Annotated in this window: 20 protein-coding genes and 3 tRNA genes; 14 read left to right on the top strand and 9 right to left on the bottom strand. The window is 66.0% G+C overall.

All coding sequences use genetic code 11. The features are described 5' to 3' along the window. Positions 1-68 precede the first annotated feature (68 nt). The 3 genes from ABY44_RS39795 to rnr form a co-directional block, all read right to left on the bottom strand. A complete protein-coding gene (locus ABY44_RS39795) occupies positions 69-941 on the bottom strand; it encodes an N-acetylmuramoyl-L-alanine amidase (protein WP_060172100.1) in 873 nt (290 codons plus the stop codon). A gap of 97 nt (positions 942-1,038) precedes the next feature. Beyond that, on the bottom strand, positions 1,039-1,782 hold the full coding sequence (rlmB, locus tag ABY44_RS39800) for a 23S rRNA (guanosine(2251)-2'-O)-methyltransferase RlmB (RefSeq protein ID WP_021161555.1): 744 nt from the start codon (positions 1,780-1,782) through the stop codon (positions 1,039-1,041). 149 nt (positions 1,783-1,931) lie between these two features. Further along, positions 1,932-4,421: a ribonuclease R gene (gene rnr / locus ABY44_RS39805; protein ID WP_027787643.1), complete on the bottom strand. Its 2,490-nt coding sequence runs from the start codon at positions 4,419-4,421 to the stop codon at positions 1,932-1,934. Between the two features lie 250 nt (positions 4,422-4,671). Here rnr and ABY44_RS39810 point away from each other — a divergent pair. After that, positions 4,672-4,758, top strand: a tRNA-Leu gene (locus ABY44_RS39810). Between the two features lie 381 nt (positions 4,759-5,139). On the opposite strand, the gene ABY44_RS39815 is transcribed toward ABY44_RS39810, so the two are convergent. Further along, entirely contained in the window at positions 5,140-5,577 is a 438-nt protein-coding gene (locus ABY44_RS39815; RefSeq protein ID WP_027787644.1) for a MarR family winged helix-turn-helix transcriptional regulator, read from the bottom strand. A 99-nt stretch (positions 5,578-5,676) separates the two neighbouring features. Next, a complete protein-coding gene (locus tag ABY44_RS39820) occupies positions 5,677-7,239 on the bottom strand; it encodes a DHA2 family efflux MFS transporter permease subunit (RefSeq protein ID WP_060172098.1) in 1,563 nt (520 codons plus the stop codon). 356 nt (positions 7,240-7,595) lie between these two features. Between ABY44_RS39820 and ABY44_RS39825 the strand changes: the two genes are divergently transcribed. From ABY44_RS39825 to ABY44_RS39860, 8 genes are all read left to right on the top strand, one after another. Then, positions 7,596-8,585 carry an aliphatic sulfonate ABC transporter substrate-binding protein gene (locus ABY44_RS39825; protein ID WP_060172096.1) on the top strand — a complete coding sequence of 330 codons (990 nt, stop codon included), beginning with the start codon at positions 7,596-7,598 and terminating at the stop codon, positions 8,583-8,585. A gap of 109 nt (positions 8,586-8,694) precedes the next feature. Continuing rightward, positions 8,695-8,781: transfer RNA gene (locus ABY44_RS39830), tRNA-Leu, on the top strand. A 407-nt stretch (positions 8,782-9,188) separates the two neighbouring features. Then, a tRNA-Leu gene (locus ABY44_RS39835) sits at positions 9,189-9,275 on the top strand. A 372-nt stretch (positions 9,276-9,647) separates the two neighbouring features. Continuing rightward, positions 9,648-10,895, top strand: coding sequence for an ROK family protein (locus tag ABY44_RS39840; protein ID WP_060172094.1), 1,248 nt, complete (start codon positions 9,648-9,650; stop codon positions 10,893-10,895). Continuing rightward, positions 10,882-12,435: a sugar ABC transporter ATP-binding protein gene (locus ABY44_RS39845; protein WP_060172092.1), complete on the top strand. Its 1,554-nt coding sequence runs from the start codon at positions 10,882-10,884 to the stop codon at positions 12,433-12,435. The genes ABY44_RS39840 and ABY44_RS39845 overlap by 14 nt, the downstream gene beginning before the upstream one ends. Before the next feature lie 40 nt (positions 12,436-12,475). Next, complete coding sequence (locus tag ABY44_RS39850; protein WP_021161550.1) at positions 12,476-13,513, top strand: ABC transporter permease subunit; 1,038 nt, start codon at positions 12,476-12,478, stop codon at positions 13,511-13,513. A gap of 78 nt (positions 13,514-13,591) precedes the next feature. Further along, on the top strand, positions 13,592-14,536 hold the full coding sequence (locus ABY44_RS39855) for an ABC transporter substrate-binding protein (protein ID WP_059700109.1): 945 nt from the start codon (positions 13,592-13,594) through the stop codon (positions 14,534-14,536). 132 nt (positions 14,537-14,668) lie between these two features. Then, a complete protein-coding gene (locus tag ABY44_RS39860) occupies positions 14,669-15,604 on the top strand; it encodes a carbohydrate kinase family protein (protein ID WP_059700107.1) in 936 nt (311 codons plus the stop codon). A gap of 22 nt (positions 15,605-15,626) precedes the next feature. Here ABY44_RS39860 and ABY44_RS39865 read toward each other — a convergent pair whose 3' ends face one another. The 3 genes from ABY44_RS39865 to ABY44_RS39875 form a co-directional block, all read right to left on the bottom strand. Next, positions 15,627-17,357 (bottom strand): SulP family inorganic anion transporter, encoded by a 1,731-nt coding sequence (locus ABY44_RS39865; RefSeq protein WP_060172090.1) that lies wholly within the window; start codon positions 17,355-17,357, stop codon positions 15,627-15,629. Positions 17,358-17,364: 7 nt separating this feature from the next. Then, entirely contained in the window at positions 17,365-17,991 is a 627-nt protein-coding gene (locus ABY44_RS39870; RefSeq protein WP_060172088.1) for a ParB-like protein, read from the bottom strand. Positions 17,992-18,118: 127 nt separating this feature from the next. Continuing rightward, positions 18,119-18,661, bottom strand: coding sequence for a GNAT family N-acetyltransferase (locus tag ABY44_RS39875; RefSeq protein WP_027787653.1), 543 nt, complete (start codon positions 18,659-18,661; stop codon positions 18,119-18,121). Positions 18,662-18,942: 281 nt separating this feature from the next. On the opposite strand from ABY44_RS39875, the gene ABY44_RS39880 reads away from it, so the two are divergent. The 4 genes from ABY44_RS39880 to ABY44_RS39895 all read left to right on the top strand — a co-directional run bounded on the left by ABY44_RS39880 (position 18,943) and on the right by ABY44_RS39895 (position 24,058). After that, entirely contained in the window at positions 18,943-20,163 is a 1,221-nt protein-coding gene (locus ABY44_RS39880) for an MFS transporter (protein WP_027787654.1), read from the top strand. Positions 20,164-20,378: 215 nt separating this feature from the next. Continuing rightward, a complete protein-coding gene (locus ABY44_RS39885) occupies positions 20,379-21,200 on the top strand; it encodes a TetR/AcrR family transcriptional regulator (RefSeq protein WP_027787655.1) in 822 nt (273 codons plus the stop codon). A gap of 156 nt (positions 21,201-21,356) precedes the next feature. Next, positions 21,357-23,111: an AMP-binding protein gene (locus ABY44_RS39890; protein ID WP_060084808.1), complete on the top strand. Its 1,755-nt coding sequence runs from the start codon at positions 21,357-21,359 to the stop codon at positions 23,109-23,111. 29 nt (positions 23,112-23,140) lie between these two features. Further along, on the top strand, positions 23,141-24,058 hold the full coding sequence (locus ABY44_RS39895) for a DUF1571 domain-containing protein (RefSeq protein ID WP_060172086.1): 918 nt from the start codon (positions 23,141-23,143) through the stop codon (positions 24,056-24,058). Positions 24,059-24,085: 27 nt separating this feature from the next. Here ABY44_RS39895 and ABY44_RS39900 read toward each other — a convergent pair whose 3' ends face one another. Beyond that, positions 24,086-24,370, bottom strand: a complete 285-nt coding sequence (locus ABY44_RS39900; RefSeq protein WP_060172084.1) for a PXPV repeat protein — start codon at positions 24,368-24,370, stop codon at positions 24,086-24,088. Between the two features lie 295 nt (positions 24,371-24,665). On the opposite strand from ABY44_RS39900, the gene hfq reads away from it, so the two are divergent. After that, a partial coding sequence (gene hfq, locus ABY44_RS39905) for an RNA chaperone Hfq (RefSeq protein WP_006416540.1) occupies positions 24,666-24,890 on the top strand: 225 nt, incomplete at its 3' end.

A 24,890-nucleotide genomic window follows, 5' to 3' on the forward strand; every position in this document is an offset into this window, starting at 1 on the left:
GATTGCGGAAAACCGCCAGTTTACCGGAGTCGGATGGCGGCCCGCGTTTTTCGGCGTGCGGTGCGGGTTCAGGGCTCACCTGCCGCGGGCGCATAGTCCGCGGGTTGCGTGCCGGCGAAGTACTTGTCGAGCAACGCCTGCGCAATCGCATCGGTTTCGGCGTCCGGATCACCTGCGTAGTCGGCCGGCCTGAAATGCATCTGAAACGCCGCGAACACGCGTCGCGTACGTGCATCGAGCACGCCGTCGGTGGCCACGTCGTAGCCGTAGCGCGCGAGCTTGAGCTGCAGTTCGCGCACGTCGACCGGCGCATGCGGATCACGACCGGCGAGCCGCGCCGCCACGGTCGGGGCGTCCGGCCACGCACCGACGCCGGCCTGCGCCAACGCGTGCCACGGGAACAGCGGCCCCGGATCGATCTTGCGTTGAGGTGCGATGTCGCTGTGCCCGACCACACGCGTCGGCGGAATCGCGTAGCGCGTGACGATGTCCTTCGACAGCCGGGTCAGTGCGGCGACCTGCTCGGGCGGATACGGCTGCCAGGTGCGGTTCTGCGGATCGAGCGGGCCGCGGTTCACGTTCTCGATGCCGATCGACACCGCGTTCAGCTCGGTCGTGCCCTGCCACTCGCTGACGCCCGCGTGCCATGCGCGCTCCGATTCCGGAACGAGCTGGTAGACGACGGGCAGCCCGCGCTCGATGCGCGGCTGCGGCGGGATCACGTAATGCACGCTGACCGAATCGCCCGTCAGCGTGCGCAGCGATTTCGCCTCGTCGCTTTCGGTGTAATGCATCACGAGAAAGCGGATCCGCGAATCGGCACCACGCGCGTGCAGGCTCGTGTCGGCATAGTAGGTGCCGCGTTCGACGAGCGTCGGCGACGTGCAGGCAGCCAGCAGGCACAGCACGGCGCAGGACGCGCCTATGCGGAACAGGGTCATCGGTCGCGTGCTCCGGAGGGCCGCGTGCCGCACCGGATCGCGGCACACGTCGTTCGGGTCATTCGAGGCCCGCGCAAGCCGCGCGGGACGGGCTGCGTCAGCCCTTCACGCGCCGCTGGCGCACGGCTTCGTACAGGCACACGCCGCTTGCGACCGACACGTTCAGGCTTTCGACGCTGCCGGCCATCGGAATGCTCATCACTTCGTCGCAGGTGTCGCGCGTGAGCCGGCGCATGCCTTCGCCTTCCGCGCCCATCACGAGCGCGACGGGGCCGTCGAGCTTCGTTTCGTAGAGCGTTGCCGAGGCTTCGTCCGACGTGCCGATGACCCACACGCCGGCGTCCTTCAGCTCGCGCAGCGCACGGGCGAGGTTCGTCACCGTGATGTACGGCACCGTATCGGCCGCGCCGCTCGCCACCTTGGCGGCGGTCGCGTTCAGGCCGACCGCACGGTCGCGCGGCGCGATCACCGCGTGCGCACCGGCCGAATCGGCGACACGCAGGCATGCGCCGAGGTTGTGCGGATCGGTGACGCCGTCGAGCACCAGCAGCAGCGCGGGGCCCTGGATGCCGTCGAGCAGCTCGGACAGGTTCTGCGCGAGCGGGATGTCCTCGACACGCGCGACGACGCCCTGGTGGCGCTCGGTATGCGCGAGGCCCCACAGGCGCGTTTCGTCGGCCGCGATCAGCCGCACGCCCGCTTCCTTCGCGGCGTGCAGGAAGTCCTGCATGCGGCGGTCGCGGCGCGTCTGGTCGTACAGCACCTCCGCAACCGTCGATGCATCGTGCCGCAAACGTGCGGTCACCGCATGAAAACCGTAAAGAACCTTCAGACGTGACATGACTGGAACAACCTTCGATCAAACGTGCGGCCGCGCGACGCGCGCAGCCGCGATCCATGGAAAAGGAAAGCGCCGCGTTGCCGGCCGATGACCGGTGACGCGGCGTCTCTCGATACTGCAGGGCGTGCACATGGCGCCGCCCCGAACGCTCAATACTTCTTGCGGGCGCGGGTCTTCTTCGCGGTCGGCTTCGCCGCCGCACCGCCGCCGCCGTTGCCGGCACTACCGCCCTTCTTCTTCGCGGCGGCACGCGCGGCGCGCGCGTCGTTCACCGCGACGCTCGGCGCGCTCGCGGCCTTCTTGCGGCGCGGCGCGGGTTCTTCCGCCTGCGGCAGAGCACGGACACGCGGGCCGTTACGGTCGATACCGCCGCCAGCCGAAGCCGGCGCGGGCGACGGGCGCGGCGCCTTCACCGGCGTATCGCGCACGAGGCGGAAGTCGATCTTGCGCGCGTCGAGATCGACACGGCTCACCTGTACGCGCACGCGATCCGACAGGCGATAGCGGATGCCCGTCCGTTCGCCGCGCAGCTCGTTCTTGATTTCGTCGTACTGGAAGTAGTCCGAGCCGAGTTCGGTGACGTGCACAAGCCCTTCGATGAAAAGCGTGTCGAGCTGTACGAAGATACCGAACGACGTGACGCCGTTCACCATCCCGCCGTACTCCTCGCCGAGCTTGTCGCGCATGAAGTAGCACTTGAGCCAGGCCTCGACGTCGCGCGATGCCTCGTCCGCGCGGCGCTCGTTCGCCGAGCAGTGCAGACCGAGTTCTTCCCAGATCGCCGTATTCGGGCGCGAGCGGCCGCGCGTTTCGTCGTCGGCCTGCTGCATCGCACGGGCGCGCGGCGACAGCGCGGTGTTCAGCTCGAAGCCGTCCGGCGCCTTCGGCACGTATTTCCTGCCGGACAGGATCGCGTAGATCGCGCGGTGCGTGAGCAGGTCCGGATAACGGCGGATCGGGCTCGTGAAGTGCGCGTACGCCTCATAGGCCAGGCCGAAGTGACCGATGTTGTCCGGGCTGTAGACCGCCTGCTGCATCGAGCGCAGCAGCATCGGCTGCAGCATCTGCGCATCGGGCCGGTCGCGGATCTGCGCCATCAGCGCCGCGTAGTCGCTCGCATGCGGCTTGTCGCCGCCGCCGAGCGACAGGCCCATGCCGCGCAGGAACGCACGCAGGTTCTCGAGCTTCTCCGGCGTCGGCCCCGCGTGCACGCGGTACAGGCCCGGATGCTTGTTGCGCTTCAGGAAATCGGCCGCGCAGACGTTTGCGGCCAGCATGCACTCCTCGATCAGCTTATGCGCGTCGTTACGCTGGCGCGGCACGATCTGCTCGATCTTGCCCTGCGAGTTGCAGACGATGTAGGTCTCGGTCGTGTCGAAGTCGATCGCGCCGCGCTTCTGCCGTGCGGCGAACAGCGACTTGTAGACGCCGTACAGATCCTGCAGGTGCGGCAGCAGGTCCGCGCGGCGCGCGGCCTCCGGCCCCTTCGTGTTCGACAGCACGGCCGCGACTTCGGTGTACGTGAGGCGCGCAGCCGAATGGATGACGGCCGGGTAGAACTGGTACGCCTTGATCTCGCCGCGCCCGGTGATCACCATGTCGCACGCGAGCACGCAACGGTCGACCTGCGGATTCAACGAGCACAGGCCGTTCGACAGCTTCTCCGGCAGCATCGGAATCACGCGGCGCGGGAAGTAGACCGACGTGCTGCGCTCGAGCGCGTCGGCATCGAGCGCGCTCCCAGGCTGTACGTAATGCGACACGTCGGCGATCGCGACGATCAGCCGGTAGCCGTCGCCGCGGCCGACCTTCACCGGCTCGCAGTAGACGGCATCGTCGAAGTCGCGTGCGTCCTCGCCGTCGATCGTCACGAGCGGCACGTCGCGCAGGTCGACGCGGAAACGCAGGTCGGTCGGCCGCACCTTGTCGGGCAGCGCGGCGGCTTCGTCGAGCGCCGGCTGGCTGAATTCGTGCGGCACGCCGTACTTGCGCACCGCAATTTCGATTTCCATGCCCGGATCGTCGATGTCGCCGAGCACCTCGACGACACGGCCGAGCGGCTGCGAATGGCGACTCGGGAAATCGGTCAGCTCGACGACGACGACCTGCCCGACCTTCGCCTTCTTCACGTTCTGCGTGATCAGGATGTCGTGGCCGATGCGCTTGTCTTCCGGTGCGACGATCAGCGCGCCGTTCTCGTTGAGCAGGCGGCCGATCACGCGCTTGTTCGCGCGCTCGGTGACTTCGACGACGTGCCCTTCCGGGCGGCCGCGGCGATCGTAGCCGACGATCCGCGCGAGCACGCGATCGTTGTGCATCACCTTCTGCATTTCGCCGTTCGGCAGGAACAGGTCGTCCTGGCCGTCGTCGCGGATCACGAACCCGTAGCCGTCGCGATGCCCTTGCACGCGCCCGGCGACGAAGTTCGACGGATGGGTCAACTGGTAGTGGCCGCGCTTGTCGAGGCGGATCTGGCCGTCGCGCTCCATCGCGGCGACACGCCGGAAGAACCCCTCGCGCTCCTGACGCTTGATCGACAGTGCTTCGGCGATGTCGTTGGCGGCCAGCGGCGCGTCGCTCGTACGCAGCACGCCGAGAATTTCTTCACGGCTCGGAATGGGGTACGGATATTTGCTCAAGGGTTTGTCGATGATTGTTCTCGTTGCGTTGACTGATGGTGCACGGCATCAACATAGAGGTGTCCTTCAGACAGTTCTATATTGACGGCGGCGGGTCATTCTATCACCCGCCTGTGTCGCCAAATGACGGGGAATGCCGCCGACAGGCGCGGTGGAGCCCGGTTTGCAGTGCATCGCAAAAAAGTGTTGACACGATTAATTGGGGCGCTATAATTTCGCTTCTTTGCAGCAAGCAGCTACTGCAAAACGTGCCCAGGTGGCGGAATTGGTAGACGCACTAGGTTCAGGTCCTAGCGGTGGCAACATCGTGGAGGTTCGAGTCCTCTCCTGGGCACCATCTGTTTTCTAAAAAGGTCGGCTTCTAGCCGGCCTTTTTTCATTTCAAGCCCAGGAAGCAAAGCGCCTGCGCGCTTTGCGCGAGGACTCGAAAGGCTGCGCTTGCAAGCGCAGCCGGGGTCGCGCATGTGTGACCGAGTCCTCTCCTGGGCACCATCTGTTTTTTGAAAAGGTCGGCTTCCAGCCGGCTTTTTTTCATTTCAAGCCCAGGAAGCAAAGCGCCTGCGCGCTTTGCGCGAGGACTCGAAAGGCTGCGCTTGCAAGCGCAGCCGGGGTCGCGCATGTGTGACCGAGTCCTCTCCTGGGCACCATCTGTTTTTTGAAAAGGTCGGCTTCCAGCCGGCCTTTTTTCATTCTCAGCGCCAGGAAACGAACGCCCGACTTACTCGCCGATGAACTTGCGCAACAGCCGGGTCAGCTCGTCGAACTCGGACTTCGAAAATTTCCGCAAGCGGGCATTGAGCACCTTCGGCGCAATCTCCGGAATCTGCGCGGCAACCGCCTGCCCCGCTTCGGTCAGCGCGAGGTTCACCACCCGCCGATCGCTCACGCTGCGCGAACGCTCGACGAGCCCCTTGTCCTCCAGCTTGTCGAGCACGCGCGTCATCAGCCCGGTGTCGACGCCGAGCAGCTTCGACAATTCGAAAGGCGTCGCCGCGCTGCCGGTCCGCAGGGACAGCAGGATGCCCATCTGCTGCGCCGTGATATCGAGATCCTTCAATGCCGCATCCATCTCGGACGTGATCAGGTTGCGCGCTTTCACGAGCACAAACCCCACGCTTTCGGTGTGCAGGAAATTCTTCGGCGTGTAGTGTTCCATCGTGCTCGCTGAGTCGCATATTGTTGACCCACACAATAATTGCGACATCACGATTTTTCAAGACACGCGGCACCCCGCATACGCGCCGCCCGCACCGGCTCAGTGCCCGCCGGCCGCCGCGGCTCCGGCTGCCACCCCCTTGCCCGGCTTCGTCACCCAGACCAGCGGGATGATCAGCACGAAAATCACCGACGACAGCCAGAAAACGTCGTTCAGCCCCAGCATCGTCGCCTGCGCATTCAACGTCGTCTCGAGGAACGTCAGTGCCTTCGGCGCACCGGCATCGAGCGCGCTCTGCACGCCGGCAACCGCGCTCGCGAAGATCGGATTGTTCACACTGCCCTGCTCGGCGAGTTGCGCGTGATGCAGGATCGTGCGGTCGTTCCAGGCGGTGCTCGCGAGCGACGTGCCGACCGCACCCATGAAGACGCGCGCGAAATTGGACAGGCCGGCCGCCGCCGGGATGCGCTCGGGCGGCAGCCCCGACAGGATGATCGACGTGAGCGGCGTCATGAAGAACGCCGTCGGAATGCCCTGTAGCAGCGTGGGCACCACGAGCGTCCATGTATCGACGCCCGTCGTATAGCGCGAGCGCATGAAAAACACGCCGGCAAACCCGAGAAACGCAAACGTGACGAGCACACGCATGTCCGATTTCGGCATCACCTTGCCGACCATCGGCGCGAGGATCACCGCGAAGATACCGAGCGGCGCGGTGACGAGGCCCGCATTGACCACCGGATAACCGAGCGAGCCCTGTATCCATTGCGGCAGGATCACGAGGTTGGCGAAAAATACCGCGAACGCAATCGAAATCGCCACCGTTCCGCCGAGGAAATTTCGTTGTGCAAACAGCCTGAGATCGACGATCGGACGCGCCTCGGTCAACTCCCAGATCAGGAAGAACACGAAGCCGACCACCGCCACGATGGTCAGGATCCAGATCGTCGACGAATTGAACCAGTCGAGATCCTTGCCCTTGTCGAGCATGACCTGTAGCGCGGCGACCCACACGACCAGCGCGATCAGCCCGACCTTGTCGATCGGCAGCTTGCGGGCCGGCGTTTCCTGGTTGCGATAGAGCACCCAGATCACGGCTGCCGCGAACAACCCCACGGGCACGTTGATGTAGAAGATCCACGACCAGCTGTAGTTGTCCGTAATCCAGCCGCCGAGCGCGGGGCCGGCAATCGGCCCGACGGTCGCCGTCATCCCCCACAGGGACAGCGCGCTCGAACTCTTCTCCTTCGGGAACGAAGCCAGCAGCAACGCCTGCGACAAGGGCACGAGCGGCCCGGCCACGGCACCCTGAACGATCCGGGCGGCGAGGAGCACGGTCAGGTTGGGCGCGAGCCCGCACGCAGCCGACGACAGCACGAACAGCAGGATCGCGCAGACGAACAGCCTGACCTGCCCGACCCGCTGCGTCAGCCAGCCGGTCAGCGGGATCGACACCGCGTTGGCCGCCGAGAACAGCGTGATGACCCACGTGCCCTCGTCGATGGACACGCCCAGATTGCCGGAAATGGTTGGAATCGCGACGTTGGCGATCGACGAATCGAGAACGTTCATGAACGTGGCGAGCGCCACTGCCAGCGTTCCCAGCATAAAGCGGGCGCCGGCCAGGGGCGCCGGCGTACCAGGACTTTCGGACGGCTTCATCGGATGTCCTTCTGATCGGGCGCCACGCGAACAGCCCCGGCGCCGAGCAAAATTAACTGACAAGTCAGATAAGTGATTGAAAAAATGCGATCGACGTGCCGCGCGGGTGTTGCTCACGCTTACGTCAATCGCTGACTTCGATATTTCTGCGCTGACTATATTTGACTATGCAATCAAATGCAACCCGAAGGCATCGATCGACCGCACATGCATGGACGCGCCGCGATCACGGGCGGCCCCGCCCTTATGCCCGCCAGCAGGATCGATAGCAGAATTTATCGGTTATCGTCCGCTCGCCCTGTTGGTACGTTAGCCGGCTCGCTTCAATGCAACGAACCAGACAAGGAGCACGATCCATGACGCCGATGAACCGCCGCGCATTCGCGCGCGCGATGCTGGCCGCAGGCCTCACTGCCGCCGGCGTCCGAGTGCGCGCCGAGAACGCACCCGATGTGCTGCGCATCGGCTACCAGAAGTCGTCGACACTCATCACGCTGCTCAAGATGCGCGGCGCGCTCGAGCAGGCGCTGGCGCCGCTCGGCTTGCGCGTGTCGTGGCATGAATTCGCGAGCGGATTGCCGCTGACCGAAGCGCTCAACATCGGCGCCGTCGATTTCAGCGCCGACGTGGCCGACACGGTCCCGGTCTTCGCACAAGCGGCCCATGCGCGTTTCGTGTACGTCGCACAGGAAGCGCCTTCGCCGAAAGCGCAGGCGATCATCGTCAAGCAGGACAGCACACTGCGTACGCTCGCCGATCTCAAGGGCAGGCGCATTGCGGTCACGAAGGCGGCCGGCAGCCATTACCTGTTGCTTGCCGCACTCGCACGCGCGAAGCTCGGGCCGGCCGATGCGACGATCCACTACCTGACGCCCGCGGACGGCCGCGCGGCGTTCGAGCGTGGCAGCGTGGATGCATGGATCACGTGGGATCCCTATGTCGCATCGGTCGACCGCAATCCCGACGTACGGATTCTCGCCGACGGCAACGGACTCGCGTCATACCAGCGCTACTACCTTGCGTCGACCAGCTTCGCCACTGCGCGGCCCGACGTCGTCCAGATCCTGTTCGACCAGTTGTCGCAGGCCGGCACGTGGCTGCGCGACCACCCGCAGGACGCAGCGAATACGCTTGCGCCGATCTGGGGGCTCGACGCGGCGACGATCGCGCGCGCGAACGCGCGGCGCAGTTATCTCGTTCGCGCCGTGGTCGCGCAAAACTTCGGCGAACAGCAGAAGATCGCCGACACGTTCCTCGCGGCCGGACTGCTGCCGGTGCGAGTCGACACGAGTCAGGCGCAGCGCTGGAACTTCGACGCGAAACGCGCGATTCCGGTCGGCGCGTGAGAATCCGTCGCACGAGGGGCAATATTTTTATCGCTTTGAATGAAATTGTGTTGACAGGCTGCGCCGACACGCTAGAATAGCGGTCTTCGCATCGCAGCAAGCGAAACGTGCCCAGGTGGCGGAATTGGTAGACGCACTAGGTTCAGGTCCTAGCGGTGGCAACATCGTGGAGGTTCGAGTCCTCTCCTGGGCACCATCTGTTTTCTAAAAAGGTCGGCTTCTAGCCGGCCTTTTTTCATTTCAAGCCCTGGAAGCAATGCGCTTGCTTGCTCCGAGCGGGGCGTCGAAGGGCTGCACTTGCAAGCGCGACTCGGGTTACACATGTGCGACCCAGCCCCTCCCGCCTGACCTTCCACTTCCTAAAAAAGCTCGTTCCAGTCGGCCCGCCTGCATTCCCGGCATCCGGAGGGATCAGCCCGCGCACATCCGCCCATCACAAGTTCAACGATGCACGTCGGTCGCTCCCGCGATGTTTGCGCACCTCGCTCGATGCCCAAACAAATCCGTCAAATTATTTTCGTTCGCGACCTCAAATCCTGTTGACAGCCGCCAAAGACGCGCTATAATTTCGCTTCTTTGCAGCAAGCAGCTACTGCAAAACGTGCCCAGGTGGCGGAATTGGTAGACGCACTAGGTTCAGGTCCTAGCGGTGGCAACATCGTGGAGGTTCGAGTCCTCTCCTGGGCACCATCTGTTTTTAAAAAGGTCGGCTTCTAGCCGACCTTTTTTCATTTCCGGCTCCGGAAAAACCTCCCTCCTCATCTTCGCGAGCAGACCCAGTCGCTTCGATTTGCGCCGCCAGCGCAAGCAAACCGCGACGGCATGCTGCGAATCCGGCGACAACCCACTACCCCGGGTTCATGCCACCACCCACGCCACCTTCCGCCTGAATGACCGGGCTTCCGCGATCCATCCTCGATTCCGGACGCCCCGCATTACCATCCCCGCCCCCACCTCAAACCGGGATTTCCCTAGGCTGACATGTCGGCGTTCACGCGGTTAAATAAATCAACGTGATTTATTTAATGCGCCGCTGCACGGCGCGCCATGGAAGGAGACGCCATGAGAAGCCCGCACTTCGGCCAGGGCAGCAATTCGGCCAACGTGCGCCGTTACAACGAGCGCCTGCTGCTGAAGACGCTGCGCCGCGCAGGCAGCGCGTCAAAGGCCGACCTCGCCCGCCTCGCGAACATGACGGGCACGGCGGTCGGCAGCATCATCACATCGCTCGCCGACGCGAAGCTGATCGAATTCGCGGGCCGCACCGAAGGCCAGCGCGGTCAGCCGGCTTCGCTGATTCGCCTCGACCCGCGCGGCGCGTTCGGCATCGGCGTCCATCTCGACCGCATGCGCATCGAAACGGCGCTCGTCAACTTCGCGGGCGACGTGCTCGGCCGCCGCTCGCACGACACGCTGCTGCCCCCGCCCGCCGACGTGCTCGAGATCGTCCGCCACGACATCGAAGCGATGCAGGCCCTGCTCCCCGACCACGAGCGCGCCCGCCTGGCCGGCATCGGCGTCGCGCAGCCCTACAACCTCGGCGCGTGGATGCGCGAACTCGGTCTCGCACCCGACACGTTCCGCGCGTGGGAAGACGTCGATTTCGCAAGCGACCTCGGTCGCATGCTGTCGCTTCCGGTATTCGGCGAAAACGACGGCAATGCGGCCGCGATCGCCGAGCTCTTCTACGGATACGGCCGGCAGTGCGACGACTTCGTCTATCTGTTCATCGGGCCGGCGATCGGCGGCGGCATCGCGATCGACGGCGACTGCCTGCGCGGCCTGACCGGCAACGCGGGCGACATCGCCGTGATTCCCGTGCCGCCGAGCCGGCTCGCTTCCGCGCCGCCGCCGCGTGGCCCGTGGGACATCCTGCTCGCGCGCGCGTCGCTGCATGCGCTCGTGCGCCATCTGCGCCATCACGGCGAGACGGTCGACAACCGGGCCGATCTCGAAGCCTGCATCGCTCGCGGCCTGCCCGCCGTCGACGAATGGATCGACGATTGCGTCGACGCGCTCGCACCTGCGTTGCGCGCGGTGCTGTGTGTGGTCGATGCGCCGGTGGTCGTGCTCGACGCCGATACCGACGCAGGCCTGCTCGACGCGGTGACAACGCGCCTGCGTGCCGCGCTCGTGGCCACCGCGCCCGAAGCGCGCGGCACGCCGGTGCTCGTACGCGGCACGTTCGGCGCCGACGCCGGCGCGATCGGCGCAGCCACGCTGCCGATGTATTTCAACTTCTCCCCGCGGGCCGGCATCCTCAAGGGCGCCCGCACCGACTCGCAGGAGGTCAACCATGTCGCGATCTGAGTCGCCCCGTCCGCTGCTCGAGATGCGCGGGATCAGCAAGACGTTCCCGGCCGTGCGCGCGCTCGACAACGTGAGCCTGACCGTCTATCCCGGCGAGATCCACTCGCTGATGGGCGAAAACGGCGCGGGCAAATCGACGCTGATGAAAATCCTGTCGGGCGCATACCGCGCCGACGCCGGCGGCGAGATCCTGATCGACGGCGAACGCATCGACATCGACGGCCCGCTTGCCGCGCGCGATGCGGGCGTCGCGGTGATCTACCAGGAGCTGTGCCTGTCCCCGAACCTGAGCGTCGCGGAAAACATCTACATCGGCCGCGAATTGCGGCGCGGCAACCGGCGCTGGGGCACGATCGACCGCGCGGCAATGGCACGCGGCTGCGAGGACGTGCTCGCGCGCCTGGGCGCATCGTTCGGGCCCGACACGCTCGTCGGCACGCTGTCGATCGCGGAACAGCAGCTCGTCGAGATCGCGCGCGCCGTGCACACCCGCGCACGCATCCTCGTGATGGACGAGCCGACCACGCCGCTGTCGTCGCGCGAGACCGAACACCTGTTCCGCCTGATCCGCCAGTTGCGCGAGGAAGGTCTCGCGATCATCTACATCAGCCACCGGATGGCGGAGATCTACGAATTGTCCGACCGTGTGTCGGTGCTGCGCGACGGCACGTATGTCGGCACGCTCGAGCGCGCATCGCTGTCGGCCGAGCGTCTTGTCGCGATGATGGTCGGCCGCGACATCTCCGGCTTTTACAAGAAGGAACACGCGCCGTACGACCCCGGCCACCTGCTGCTGTCGGTACGCGACATCGCCGACGGCGCGCGCGTGCGCGGCTGCAGCCTCGACCTGCACGCCGGCGAAGTGCTCGGCATCGCGGGGCTCGTCGGCGCAGGCCGCACCGAGCTCGCGCGGCTGATCTTCGGCGCCGAACCGCGCGTGCGCGGCAGCGTGAAGGTGGGCGAACGCACGTTCGGCGCGCACTCGCCGCGCGACGCGATCGACGCCGGCCTCGTCTACCTGACCGAAGACCGCAAGCGCCAGGGCCTGTTCCTCGACATGAGCGTACGCGACAACATCAACATCTCGGTCTGCAACCGCGATGCGCGGCTCGGTGCGCTCGACCTCGCGCGCGGCGCCGAACGTGCACGCGACGCAATTGCATCGCTGTCGATCCGCGTCCCCCACGCGAACGTCAACGTCGGCGCGCTGTCAGGCGGCAACCAGCAGAAAGTGCTGCTGTCGCGCCTGCTCGAAACGAAGCCGCGCGTGCTGATCCTCGACGAACCGACGCGCGGCGTCGATATCGGCGCGAAATCCGAGATCTACCGGATCATCAACGAACTGGCCCGCGCCGGCGTGGGTGTGATCGTGATCTCGAGCGAACTGCCGGAGATCATCGGCGTCGCCGACCGGGTGCTCGTGATGCGCGAAGGCGAGATCGCGGGCGAGCTCGGCGGCCACACGCATACGCCCATCACGCAGGAAGCCATCATCGCGCTCGCCACCGGCTCGCAGGCCGAACTCGCCGACGCGCACTGAGCCCGCCCTTTCAGTTCACTCTTACATTCAGGTTACCGACATGATCAACCCGACCAAGCAGCGGAACCTCGCTTCCGCGACGGCCCATCCGGTGGGCAACCGTACGCCGCTGTTGCGCGGCGCCGATCACCGCGCCCGCATGCAGTCGCTGATCCGCACCGCCGGCATGCTGCCGGTGCTGCTGGTTCTGTGCATCGGCTTCGGCTTCCTGACCGACGGCTTCTTCACGCTGCAGAACCTGTCGATCGTCACGCAGCAGGCGTCGATCAACATCGTGCTCGCCGCCGGCATGACCTTCGTGATCCTGACGGGCGGCATCGACCTGTCGGTCGGCTCGGTGCTCGCCGCCGCGGCCGTCGCGGCGCTGCTCGCGTCGACCATTCCGGGCTGGGGCTGGCTCGGCGTACCGTTCGCGCTCGTCGTCGGCCTCGTGTTCGGCGCGATCAACGGCGGCCTGATCTCGTTCCTGCGCCTGCCGCCGTTCATCGTCACGCTCGGCGCGATGACGGCCGTGCGCGGCGTTGCGCGCCTGATCGGCAACGACACCACCGTGTTCAATCCTCAGTTGCCGTTCGCGTTCATCGGCAACGGCACGATCCTCGGTGTGCCCTGGCTCGTCGTCATCGCGTGCGCGGTCATCGCGATCTCGTGGTTCATCCTGCGCCGCACGGTGCTCGGGATGCGCATCTATTCGGTGGGCGGCAATCCGGAAGCCGCGCGCCTGTCGGGCATCAATGTGCGGGCGATCCAGATGTTCGTCTATGCGGCGTCGGGCCTGCTCGCCGGGCTCGGCGCGGTGATGTCGGCCGCGCGGCTTTATGCGGCAAACGGCCTGCAGCTCGGCCAGTCGTACGAACTCGACGCGATCGCCGCGGTGATCCTCGGCGGCACGAGCTTCGTCGGCGGCGTCGGCTCGATCGTCGGCACGCTGATCGGTGCGCTGATCATCGCGGTACTGACGAACGGCCTCGTGCTGCTCGGCGTGTCCGACATCTGGCAGTACATCATCAAGGGCCTCGTGATCATCGGCGCCGTTGCGCTCGATCGCTATCGCCAGCGCGACTCGGCGCGCACCTGATCCTTCCCGTCGATTCAACCTTGCGGCGCAGGCCGGTTCGCCTGCGCCCGTTCACCAACAACTCGGAGACACAACGACATGCTCAAGCACAAAGCCGCCCTGACCGCCGTCGCCTGCGCACTCGCCTTCGGCGCTTCCGCCGCACACGCGGCCGACAAGCCGCTCAAATCGATCGGCGTCACGGTCGGGTCGCTCGGCAATCCGTACTTCGTCACGATCGTCAAGGGTGCCGAAGCACGCGCCAAGCAGCTCAATCCGAATGCGAAGGTCACGGCCGTCTCGGCCGACTACGACCTGAACAAGCAGTTCACGCAGATCGACAACTTCATCTCCGCGCACGTCGACATGATCCTGCTCAACGCGACCGATCCGAAGGCGATCGAGCCGGCAGTGAAGAAAGCGCAGGCGGCCGGCATCACGGTCGTCGCGGTCGACGTCGCCGCGGCGGGCGCAAACGCGACCGTGCAGACCAACAACGTGAAGGCCGGCGAACTCGCGTGCGACTACATCGCGAAGAAACTCAACGGCAAGGGCAACGTGATCATCGAGAACGGCCCGCAGGTATCGGCCGTGATCGATCGCGTCAACGGCTGCAAGGCCGTGCTCGCGAAAAACGCCGGCATCAAGGTGCTGTCGAGCGACCAGGACGGCAAGGGTTCGCGCGAAGGCGGGATGAATGCGATGCAAGGCTACCTGACGCGCTTTCCGAAGCTCGACGCGGTGTTCACGATCAACGACCCGCAGGCGATCGGCAGCGACCTCGCCGCGAAGCAGCTGAACCGTCCGGGCATCGTGATCACGTCGGTCGACGGCGCACCCGACATCGAGGTCGCGCTCAAGTCCAACACGCTCGTGCAGGCGTCGTCGAGCCAGGATCCCTGGGCCATGGCGCAGCAGGCGGTCAACGTCGGCTACGGGATCATGAACGGCCAGAAGCCGGCCAATCCGATGATCCTGATCGAGCCGACGCTCATCACGCGCGACAACGTGAAGACCTACAAGGGCTGGAGCTCGCCGCGCTGATCGCGCCGCCTGTCCGCCCGCGCAACCGGGCGGTGCCGGGCCGTGTCGCCACGCGCGACGGCCCCGCACTGCCCGCCTTTTCGGATCAACCGCTGTACGGCCGTGCGCAACGCCACGGCACAAGGTTTCGACATGACGACGACGTTCCCCCGCCTGATCGTATTCGGCGAAGCGCTGACCGATTTCATCCGCGACGACGCGCAGCACTGGCACAGCATCGCCGGCGGCTCATGCTGGAACGTCGCGCGCGTCGGCGCGCGACTCGGCGTGCCGACGGCCTTCGCCGGCACGGTCAGCCGCGACATCTTCGGCGACGAACTGATGCGCAAGAGTGCCGACGCCGGGCTCGACCCGCGCTTCATCCGGCAGGTCGATCGCGCGCCGCTGCTCGCGATGGTCGTGTCGAAGCAGCCGCCCCACTATTTCTTCATCGGCGAGAACAGCGCCGATCTCGCGTTCGATCCGGCGGACCTGCCCGCCGGTGCGCTCGATGCGGCCGAGATCGTGCACGTCGGCTCGCTCGGCGTCGTTCGCGAGCCGCTCGCGGCGCGCCTGATCGAAGTCGCGCAGGCCGCGCGAACGGCCGGCAAGCGAATCTCGTTCGACCCGAACTTCCGTGCGCCGATGGCCGCGCCGTCGTATCGCGACACGCTGCGCCGGCTGGCCGGGCTCGCCGACTGGATCAAGGTGTCCGACGAGGATTTGCGGGGGCTGTTTCCCGAACTCGATGAAGCCGCCGCGCTCGCGCAACTGCGCACGTGGGCGCCCGACGCAACGATGCTCGTCACGCGCGGCGCATCGGGCATGCAGCTACTGCATCGCGACACCGTGCTGTTCCAGCCCGCGTTCCCGACCGAGGTGGCCGACACCGTCGGCTGCGGCGACGCAAGCATCGGCGGCTGGCTCGCGAGCCAGCTGGCGCGTCCCGACGCGTCAGCCGCCGAGCATCTGCGCTACGCGGCCGCGTGCGCGGCGGTCGCCTGTGCACATGCAGGCGCCTATGCGCCGACGGCGGCCGAAGTGACCGACATGATCGATCGCACTGCCGACACTGCAGTTTCGCAATAGCACCTACCGGTGCACCGCCCCGTCACGCGGCGGTCGGTCCGCCGCTGCCGTCCGGCGGCGTCCCGGCCCGCAGCAGCTGCAGGCTCTCGTCGACGCTCAGTTCGGACATCGCATCGTCGTGAAGCGTATCGTCGGCCGCGCGGCGCAATGCATGCAGCGTGTGCACCTTGAGCCGCACGAGCGCGAGCCGCAACCCGCGCGCCGCGCATTCGGCCGCAAAGGTGCGCAACGATTCGATCGTCGTGCCGTCGACATCCGGCGTTTCCTCAAGGCTCAGCATCACGGTATGCGTGTCCGGCGCGGCCTTCATCAACGCACGCACACGGTTCAACATCCGGTCCGCATTCGCGAAGAACAGTTGCGCCTCGGGCCGCACGATCAGCACGCCCGGCACCGGCTTCGCGTCGGCGTGGCTCGCGATGTCGACGAAATCATGGCTGTCGCGCAGCCTGCCGAGCACGCTGACGTTCGGCTCGGACAACTTGCGCAGCGTCAGCAGCAGGCTCACGCCGATGGCCGCGAGCAGCCCGTGCAGCACACCGAGCACGAGTACCGCGAGCAGCGCGGCGATCACGACGAGCCGGTCGCGATGCCAGGCCCAGTACGGCCGGAACACCGACGGATGCAGCGAGTGGCTGACCGCGAAGATCACGATCGCCGCGAGCACGGGCTCCGGCGTGCGCGCGAGCTGCGGCAGCAGCAGCCACACGATCAGCGCGACCACGCCCGCCGCCCACAGGCCCGCGAAGCGCGACTGCGCGCCGGCCGCTTCGTTCGCCGAGGTCGCAGAATACCCGGCGCCGACCGGCATCCCGTGCAGCAGGCCCGACACGAGATTCGCGCAGCCGAGCGCGACGAGGTCGCGGTTCGGCGACACGCTGTCGCCATGCTTCAGCGCGAAGTTGCGGATCGATCCGTACGACTCCGCATACAGGATCAGCATCAGCGCGAACGCAAGCTCGACGGTCTGCATCCATGCGTTGCGGTCGAGGGTCGGCAGGCCGAACTCGATATGCCGGAAGTCGATGTGGCCGACGATCGCAATGCCGTATCGCTGCCAGTCGACCGCATAACCGGCCGCGATCGACAGCACGATCACGACGAGCGTCGCGGGCACCCGCGTGCTCCGTCCGAGTGCGAACAGCAACGCCAGCGCGGTCGCGCCGAGCACGACGCTCGCGAGATTCGCGTGCGGCGCACCGCTGATCAGGTCGAGCGCGACATGCGGCGCATCGCTGTGCTGCACGGAAATCGCGAGAATCTTCGGCAACTGCTTGATGACGATCGTCAGCGCGAGGCCGAACGTGAAGCCGCGCAGCACCGGCCGCGCGACGAAATCCGACATGCCGCCGAGCCGCGCGGCACCCGCCAGGATGAACAGCACGCCCGTCATCGCGACGAGCGCCGCCGCCAGCGCGAGCTGCGCGGCAAGCGCCATTCCCGACTCCGCGAGCACGGTCGCCGCGAGCACGGCAGCCGACGACGACGTCGACGACACGATCGCGAAACGGCTGCTGCCGGTGAGCGCATAGACGACGAGCCCCGACAGCAACGCGATGAGACCGGCCTGCGGCGGCAGGTTGGCCAGCCCCGCGTACGCGACCGCCTCGGGGATCAGCAAGCCCGCGATCGACAGGCCGGCCAGCGCGTCGAGGCCGATGCGCCGCGTCGGCGGCGGCGAGGCCGCGTCGAGCGCGGAGAAATGCTCGGCATGCTGCGGGCCGGCATCGGGGCGGATCGGGGCAGTCGTCATGAGGTGCTCAGGGCCTGACGGCGATGACGCCCGACCAGCCGGGCAGATAGCGTGCATCCTGCTCGTGCGCGCGATGCAGCGCGATATCGAGCGCCTTCGCGAAGTTCTTGCGGATCTGGTCGAGCGACACGTGCTGGCGCAGGTAGTCGGCCCACAGGAATTCGCTGAACGGCGTCGCGTCCTTCGCGTAGCCGCCCGCGGTGCGCAGCTCGCCGGCGAGGCTGCGGTACGGATCGTCCACGAGCGCCGTCAGCACCTTCGGCAGATTCGCGTAGTCGCGGCGCGTGCCGTCCGCGCCGAACGGATGCACCCACTGGTTGTGTTCCATCATCCGCCAGAAGATCGTGTCGTCGAGCCACGACAGGTCCTTCAGCAGCATCGCGTTCACGCGCGCCTCGCCTTCCTCGATCAGTGCGAGGCCGAGATGATGATGATCGGTGATGTAGTGCAGCCCGCCCGGGCCGAGCACGGCCGGGAACCAGTGCGATTCGATCGCGGTCTTGCGCGCGCGCTTGCTGAGCCCCTTCCAGTGCTTGCGCTTCGCCTTGACTTCGCGATAGCCGACCGTCATCTGCGTGGGACGCAGTTCTTCCAGCTTGACGGGAATCAGGTGAACATCGGTGCCGAGTGCCATGGTCGTACCCCATGTTGCGAAATTCCGGCAACGATACTCCTGAACGCACGAGCCGTTAATACGTCATGACCTCGATACGCATCCGGTTGACGATCCACGACAACTGCCCGTGTACGCACGCGCCGCGCTACACGCGCAGGTCGTTGCGTTCGAGACGATGTCGAATGTAGGGAATGCCATCGTGCACGACGCTCACCCGGCGCATCCCGAGCTTGCGCGCGACGTTCAACGAGCCGCCGTTGGCCTCCGCGATATCGGCGATCACGCGCGGCAGGCGCACGGTGTCGAAGGCGTGGCGCACGACGGCCGACGCGGCCTCGCTCGCGATGCCGCGCCCCCATGTTGCACGCACCAGCCGCCAGCCGATCTCGACATCGCGCGCGCCATCCGCATAGTCCGGAATCAGCAGGATCCAGCCGATGAACGCATCGGGCGCGGCCTTCTCGAAGATCGACCAGTAGCCGAGGCCCGGCGGATAGTCGCGCGTGATCCGGTGCGTGACGAAGCGCCGATGCTCGACGGGATCGTGCCACGGGCCCGCGATGTGCCGCGTGACCTCAGGATCGCGATCCATCGCGATGCAGGCATCGAGATCGGCCAGTACGCGCGGACGCAGCCACAGCCGCGCAGTTTCGAGCACGGGCAGCGTGGCGGCGGAAGGTTCAGTCATCTGGACTCCTGATTCGGTGACGATGCTCACCGGACGCATTACAAAACAGATACAAACAGCCTTCCGGAATGATACAGAGGCCTGCCGCCGGTTTCGCGCAGCGCCGTTGCCGAATCCGAAACAGTTCATTTCCTAGGGATTATTCCCGATTCGGCGTTATCGCGCCCCACATCGCCAAGCGCCGCGGCCTACACTCGATCCATGCCCCCGCACCGCGCGCAAGCCGGGCCGGCATCCGCATGCACATCGTAAGCGCGCAAGCCAACGAGGAGACTTCGGACATGAGCTGGACCCGCGAACAACGCAACGTGACGATCGCCGCCTACCTGGGCTGGACACTCGATGCGTTCGATTTCTTCCTGATGGTCTTCGTGCTGAAGGACATCGCCGCCGAATTCGGATCGACGATTCCCGCCGTCGCGTTCGCGCTCACGTTGACACTCGCGATGCGTCCGCTTGGCGCGCTGATCTTCGGCCGGCTCGCCGACCGCTTCGGGCGCCGCCCGACGCTGATGGTCAACATCGCGTGCTACTCGCTGCTCGAACTCGCATCCGGTTTCGCGCCGAGCCTGACCGCGCTGCTCGTGCTGCGCGCGCTGTTCGGCGTCGCGATGGGCGGCGAATGGGGGGTCGGCTCCGCGCTGACGATGGAAACCGTGCCGACCCATGCACGCGGCTTCGTGTCGGGGCTGCTGCAGGCCGGCTATCCGAGCGGCTACCTGCTCGCGTCCGTCGTGTTCGGCCTGTTCTACCAATACATCGGCTGGCGCGGGATGTTCATGGTCGGCGTGCTGCCCGCGCTGCTCGTGCTGTACGTGCGCGCCCACGTGCCCGAATCGCCGGCGTGGAAGCAGATGGAGAAACGCCCGCGCCCGAGCCTCGGGGCCACGCTGCAGCAGAACTGGAAGCTCACGATCTACGCGATCGTGCTGATGACCGCGTTCAACTTCTTCTCGCACGGCACGCAGGATCTCTATCCCACGTTCCTGCGCGAACAGCATCATTTCGATCCGCATACCGTGTCGTGGATCACGATCGTGCTGAACATCGGCGCCATCGTCGGCGGCCTGTCGTTCGGCTCGATCTCGGAGCGGATCGGCCGGCGTCGTGCCATCTTCATCGCTGCGTTGATCGCCCTGCCCGTGCTGCCGCTGTGGGCGTTCTCGAGCGGCCCGGTTGCCCTCGCCGCGGGGGCGTTCCTGATGCAGATCTCGGTGCAGGGTGCGTGGGGCGTGATCCCGGTTCACCTGAACGAGATCTCGCCCGACGAGATCCGCGCGACCTTCCCCGGCGTCGTCTACCAGCTCGGCAACCTGCTCGCGTCGGGCAACGCGACGATGCAGGCCTCGCTCGCCGTTTCGCACAACAACAACTACAGCTTCGCGCTCGCGCTCGTGGCCGGCATCGTCGCCGTCGTGATCGCCGTGCTGATCCTGTTCAGCCGCGAGCGGCGCGGCATCGACATGACGCAATCGGTCAATACGCGTAGCACGGTCGCCTGATCCCGCGCATTGCCGCATTGCACCATCGCGCGTGCCCCGCCCTGTCGAAGGCGCGCGCGATACTTTCCGCATTCGCACATCGAACTAGAGGAATTTGTCCAGATTCCCCGCTTGCCCGCTCCGCTCGCCCTTTTTTATCTTAATAAAAACGACTGTTTGAATCAGATAATCAAATCACCAGTTCGCGGCCGGGCGACCGGCATGGGAGGCGGGACATGGCAGTAAGTCAGGAGGGGCGGCCATCCGCGGGACGGCCGTCCGGGGCAAGGTCATCCGGCACTCGGCAGACCGGCGGGACGAAGGCGCGCATCCTCGATGCGGCCGAGGACCTGTTCATCGAGCATGGCTTCGAGGCGATGTCGATGCGCCAGATCACCTCGCGCGCGGCGGTCAACCTCGCCGCGGTCAACTACCACTTCGGCAGCAAGGAAGCGCTGATCCACGCGATGCTGTCGCGCCGCCTCGACCAGCTCAACCAGGAACGCCTCGGTATCCTCGACCGCTTCGATGCGCAACTCGGCACGCACATCACCTGCGAGCACGTGCTCGGCGCGATGTTCATTCCCGCGCTGAAGGCATCGCGCAATCCCGAACGCGGCGGGCCCGGGTTCCTGCGGCTGATCGGCCGCGCGTACACCGATCCGTCGCCGTTCGTGCGCAACTTCCTGACCGCGCACTACGCAAGCGTCGCGGGCCGCTTCTTCGACGCATTCCAGCGCGCGTTGCCGCACCTGCCGCGCACGGAGCTCGGCTGGCGGCTGCACTTCGCGATCGGTGCACTCTCCGGCGCGCTCGCCGGCGCCGAAACGGAAAGCCTGATCGACGAGTTCTCGCAAGGCCGCACGATGAACGACGTGCAGATGATCGCGCGGCTGTCGTCGCTGATCGTCGCCGCGCTGAAAGCGCCGATGCCCGACAGCGCGCAACTGTCGATCTTCGCGGCCGTGCTCGACGATGCAGGCGCAAGCGAAGCGTTCGGGCTGCCGTCGTCGGGCGCGGCCACCGCCGATACGGCGACGCTGCATTCCACGAACTGAGCGCGCGAGGCCGCGCGCGGCTTCCTGTTCACGATTTGATTGAAACGCGCGGTCATGCGGAGCGCCGAGGCGCCCCGCCGATCGACCGTGCGGCACGGGGCACGGGCCGGCGCTGAAGCGCCGGCCTTCGCCGAGAGCAAAGACCGGAGACATGTCATGTCATCTTCCGCAGCAACCGCAGCGGCCCAGGTTCCGCCGAACACCGACGGCATCTGGTACGCGTCATATCCGCCCGGCGTCCCGCACGACATCGACGTCACGCAATACGCATCGCTCGTGCAGTTCTTCGACGAATGCACGAGCCGCTTCGCCGAGCGCGTCGCCTATGTGAGCGCGGGCGCATCGATGACCTATCGCACGCTCGCGCAGAAAGTCGACGCGTTCGCGTCGTATCTGCAAAGCCTCGGCGTCAAACCTGGCGACCGCGTCGCGATCATGCTGCCGAACACGTTCCAGTACCCGGTCGCGCTGTTCGGCACGCTGAAAGCCGGTGCGATCGTCGTCAACGTCAATCCGCTCTATACCGCGCGCGAACTCGCGCACCAGCTGAAGGACAGCGGCGCGCAGACGATCGTCGTGTTCGAGAATTTCGCGCGCACGCTGCAGGATGCGCTGCCGGAAACGCAGGTGAAGAACATCGTCGTCACCGCGCTCGGCGACCTCCTCGCCGACGGCTTCAATGCGAAAGGACGCCTGATCAATTTCGTGCTGAAGCACGTGAAGAAGCTCGTGCCGGCCTACCACCTGCCGCAGGCCATCCGGTTGCGCTCCGCCCTCGCGCTCGGTGCGCGAAGCAAGCCGCAGCCCGTGCAGACGACGCGCGACGACCTCGCATTCCTGCAATACACGGGTGGCACGACGGGTGTCGCGAAAGGCGCGATGCTCACGCACGGCAACCTGATCGCGAACCTGCTGCAGGCGAAGGCCTGGATCGCCGACCAGGTATCGGGCGACGTCGAAACCGTGCTCACGCCGCTGCCGCTGTATCACATCTATTCGCTGACGGTGAACGCATTCATCTTCATGGGGCTCGGCGGGCGCAACATCCTGATCGCGAACCCGCGCGACATGACGATGGTGATGAAGATCATCCGCAACGAGACGTTCACCGGGATCACCGGCATCAACACGCTGTACAACGCGTTCCTCGACAACGAGGAATTCCGCAAGCGCGATTTCTCGAAGCTGAAGCTCGCGATGGCGGGCGGGATGGCAATGCAGCGCGCGGTCGCGGAACGCTTCCAGCAGGTGACGGGCCGGCCGGTCGTCGAAGGCTACGGCCTGACCGAATGCTCGCCGATCGTCACGATGAACCCCGTCAACCTGAACGACATGGCCGCATTCAGCGGTTCGATCGGCCTGCCCGCGCCGTCCACCGTCGTGCGCTTTCGCCGTGAGGACGGCACCTGGGCGCCCGTCGGCGAGCCGGGCGAGCTGTGCGTGCGCGGCCCGCAGGTGATGCGCGGCTACTGGCAGCGCCCCGACGAGACGGCCAAGGTGATCGACGCCGACGGCTGGCTCGGCACCGGCGACATCGGCGTGATGGACGAACGCGGCTTCATCCGCCTGATCGACCGCAAGAAGGACATGATCCTCGTGTCGGGCTTCAACGTGTACCCGAACGAGATCGAGGAAGTGCTGGTGATGCATCCGGGCATCAGCGAAGCCGCGGCGATCGGCATTCCGGACGAGGTACAGGGCGAACGGATCAAGGTGTTCGTCGTGCGCCGCGACCCGTCGCTGACGACCGACGATGTGCTCGCGCACTGCCGCAAGAACCTCACCGGCTACAAGATGCCGAAATTCGTCGAGTTCCGCGACGCGCTGCCGCAGACGAACGTCGGCAAGATCCTGCGCCGCGCGCTGCGCGACGAAGAACTCGCCAAAATCAAGGCCGCGAAGCAAGGTTGAACGATCCGTCGCCCAGGGAGACGCCGTCGATGAACGAAGGAAAGAAGCACCACGCGCGGCATGCCGCCGCCGTGGCAGTCGCCTGCCTGCTGTCGCTCGGACAGGCGGGCCTGCATGCCCAGGAAACGGCCGATGCCGCAAGCGCGGCCGCGGGCATCGCGCTGCCGGCGGACCTCGCGAAAGTCGCCCGCGAGCCGGTCGCGCAGCAGGCGCGCTGGCTGCGCACGGCCGCACAGCGCGGCACGCTCGCGCAACTCGACGACGCGACGCTCACGGCGCTCTTCAAGGCACTCGATCCGCTCGCCGTGCCGCTCTATATCCGTAACGGCCCCAACGGCTATCCGTCGTACCAGTTCACGATGGTGCGTCAGGAGCGCATCAGCGGAAAGTGGTCCGATACGCCCGACCGCATGCTCGTGAAGACCACCCGCGAGCCGCTGCGCGTCTATGCGAAATGGCTGCCGGGCGGTGCGCATGCCGGACAGGAGACCATCTACGACACGACGCAGCGCAAGGACGAGATGTACGGGCACCTCGGCGGCCTGCTCGGCAAGATTCCGCTGTGGACGGCACTCGACGGCGCACTCGCACGCGCGCAGTCGAATCACCAGGTGAAGGATCTCGGTACCGAGTTCATCACGAACCTGTACCTGACCGAAGGGAAGAAATACGTGGAAGCCGGCGTGCAGCGGCCGACCGATGTGGAAGCCAGGACGATCGGCGGCGTGCGCGTGGTCGCGCTCACCTACGAAACACCGACCGGCCGGCCGCAGTTCTACGCGAAGAAGGAAGTCCTCGGGCTCGATCTGCACGCGCCCTATTTCCGGACCGTCGAGTCCTATGACAACGACGGCAAGATCTTCGAGCGGATCGTCATCGAGAAAATCGCGCCGGCGACGCTCGACGACACCGCATTCGACCCGAAAAACCCCGACTACGCGTTCTGATGCGCGCCGGCGGGGCTGGCCTCGGGCTCAATCGTCATCGTCGCCGCCATGGTGCCGGTGCCAATGCTTGTAATAGTGCTTGCGCCACTTGCGATAGCGATCGTCGTCCTCGTCGCCGTAGTAGCCGTATCCATAGCCCGGATAGGCGACCACGGCCGGCTGCGGCGCCACATAGACCGGCGCCGGCTCGACATAGACCGGCGCGACCGGTACGCCGATGCCGACCGACAGGTCGACATGCCCCGCCATCGCACTGCCGGAAGCCAGCAACGCCACGACCCCGACCCACCCCGCCCATCGTCTCTTGTCCATGTTCTCAATCCCTGATATACCGGCCCGCCCGGCTCGCGCAGCCAATGTACGCGTCGGGCGGGAACCAAGGTGATACGGCGCTGCGAGAGTCGTAACGCGGCGTAACGAAATGGCATTGACCGTTCGGCCGAATCGCGAAAATGCGCTGGAACGTCTATAGTGGGTTACGGTTCGACACAATCACGACTGCGCGTTTCCCGATTGAACAGGGTAGAATCCCGCCAAACACCTTGTGGACGAACACGCCACACACACGCACAACATATTCTCTGACGCAGGCTCCTGCCGCACCTCAATGGCCAATCCCGCAGAATCCCATCCGCAAAACGACTTCATCAATTCGGCGCGCAAGGAACGTAAGCGTGTTGAAATCTATCTCGTCAACGGCATTCGTCTGACGGGGTGTATCGAGTCGTTCGACCAGTACCTGGTGATGCTGCGCACCCCCGTGGGTCTGCAAGGCATCTACAAGCGCGCGATTTCCACGATCCAGCTCGACACGGGCGGCTCGCGCCCGGGC

Source organism: Burkholderia sp. ZZQ-2 (assembly GCF_050768715.1).
In the GTDB taxonomy this organism is placed as follows: Bacteria; Pseudomonadota; Gammaproteobacteria; order Burkholderiales; family Burkholderiaceae; genus Burkholderia; species Burkholderia cepacia.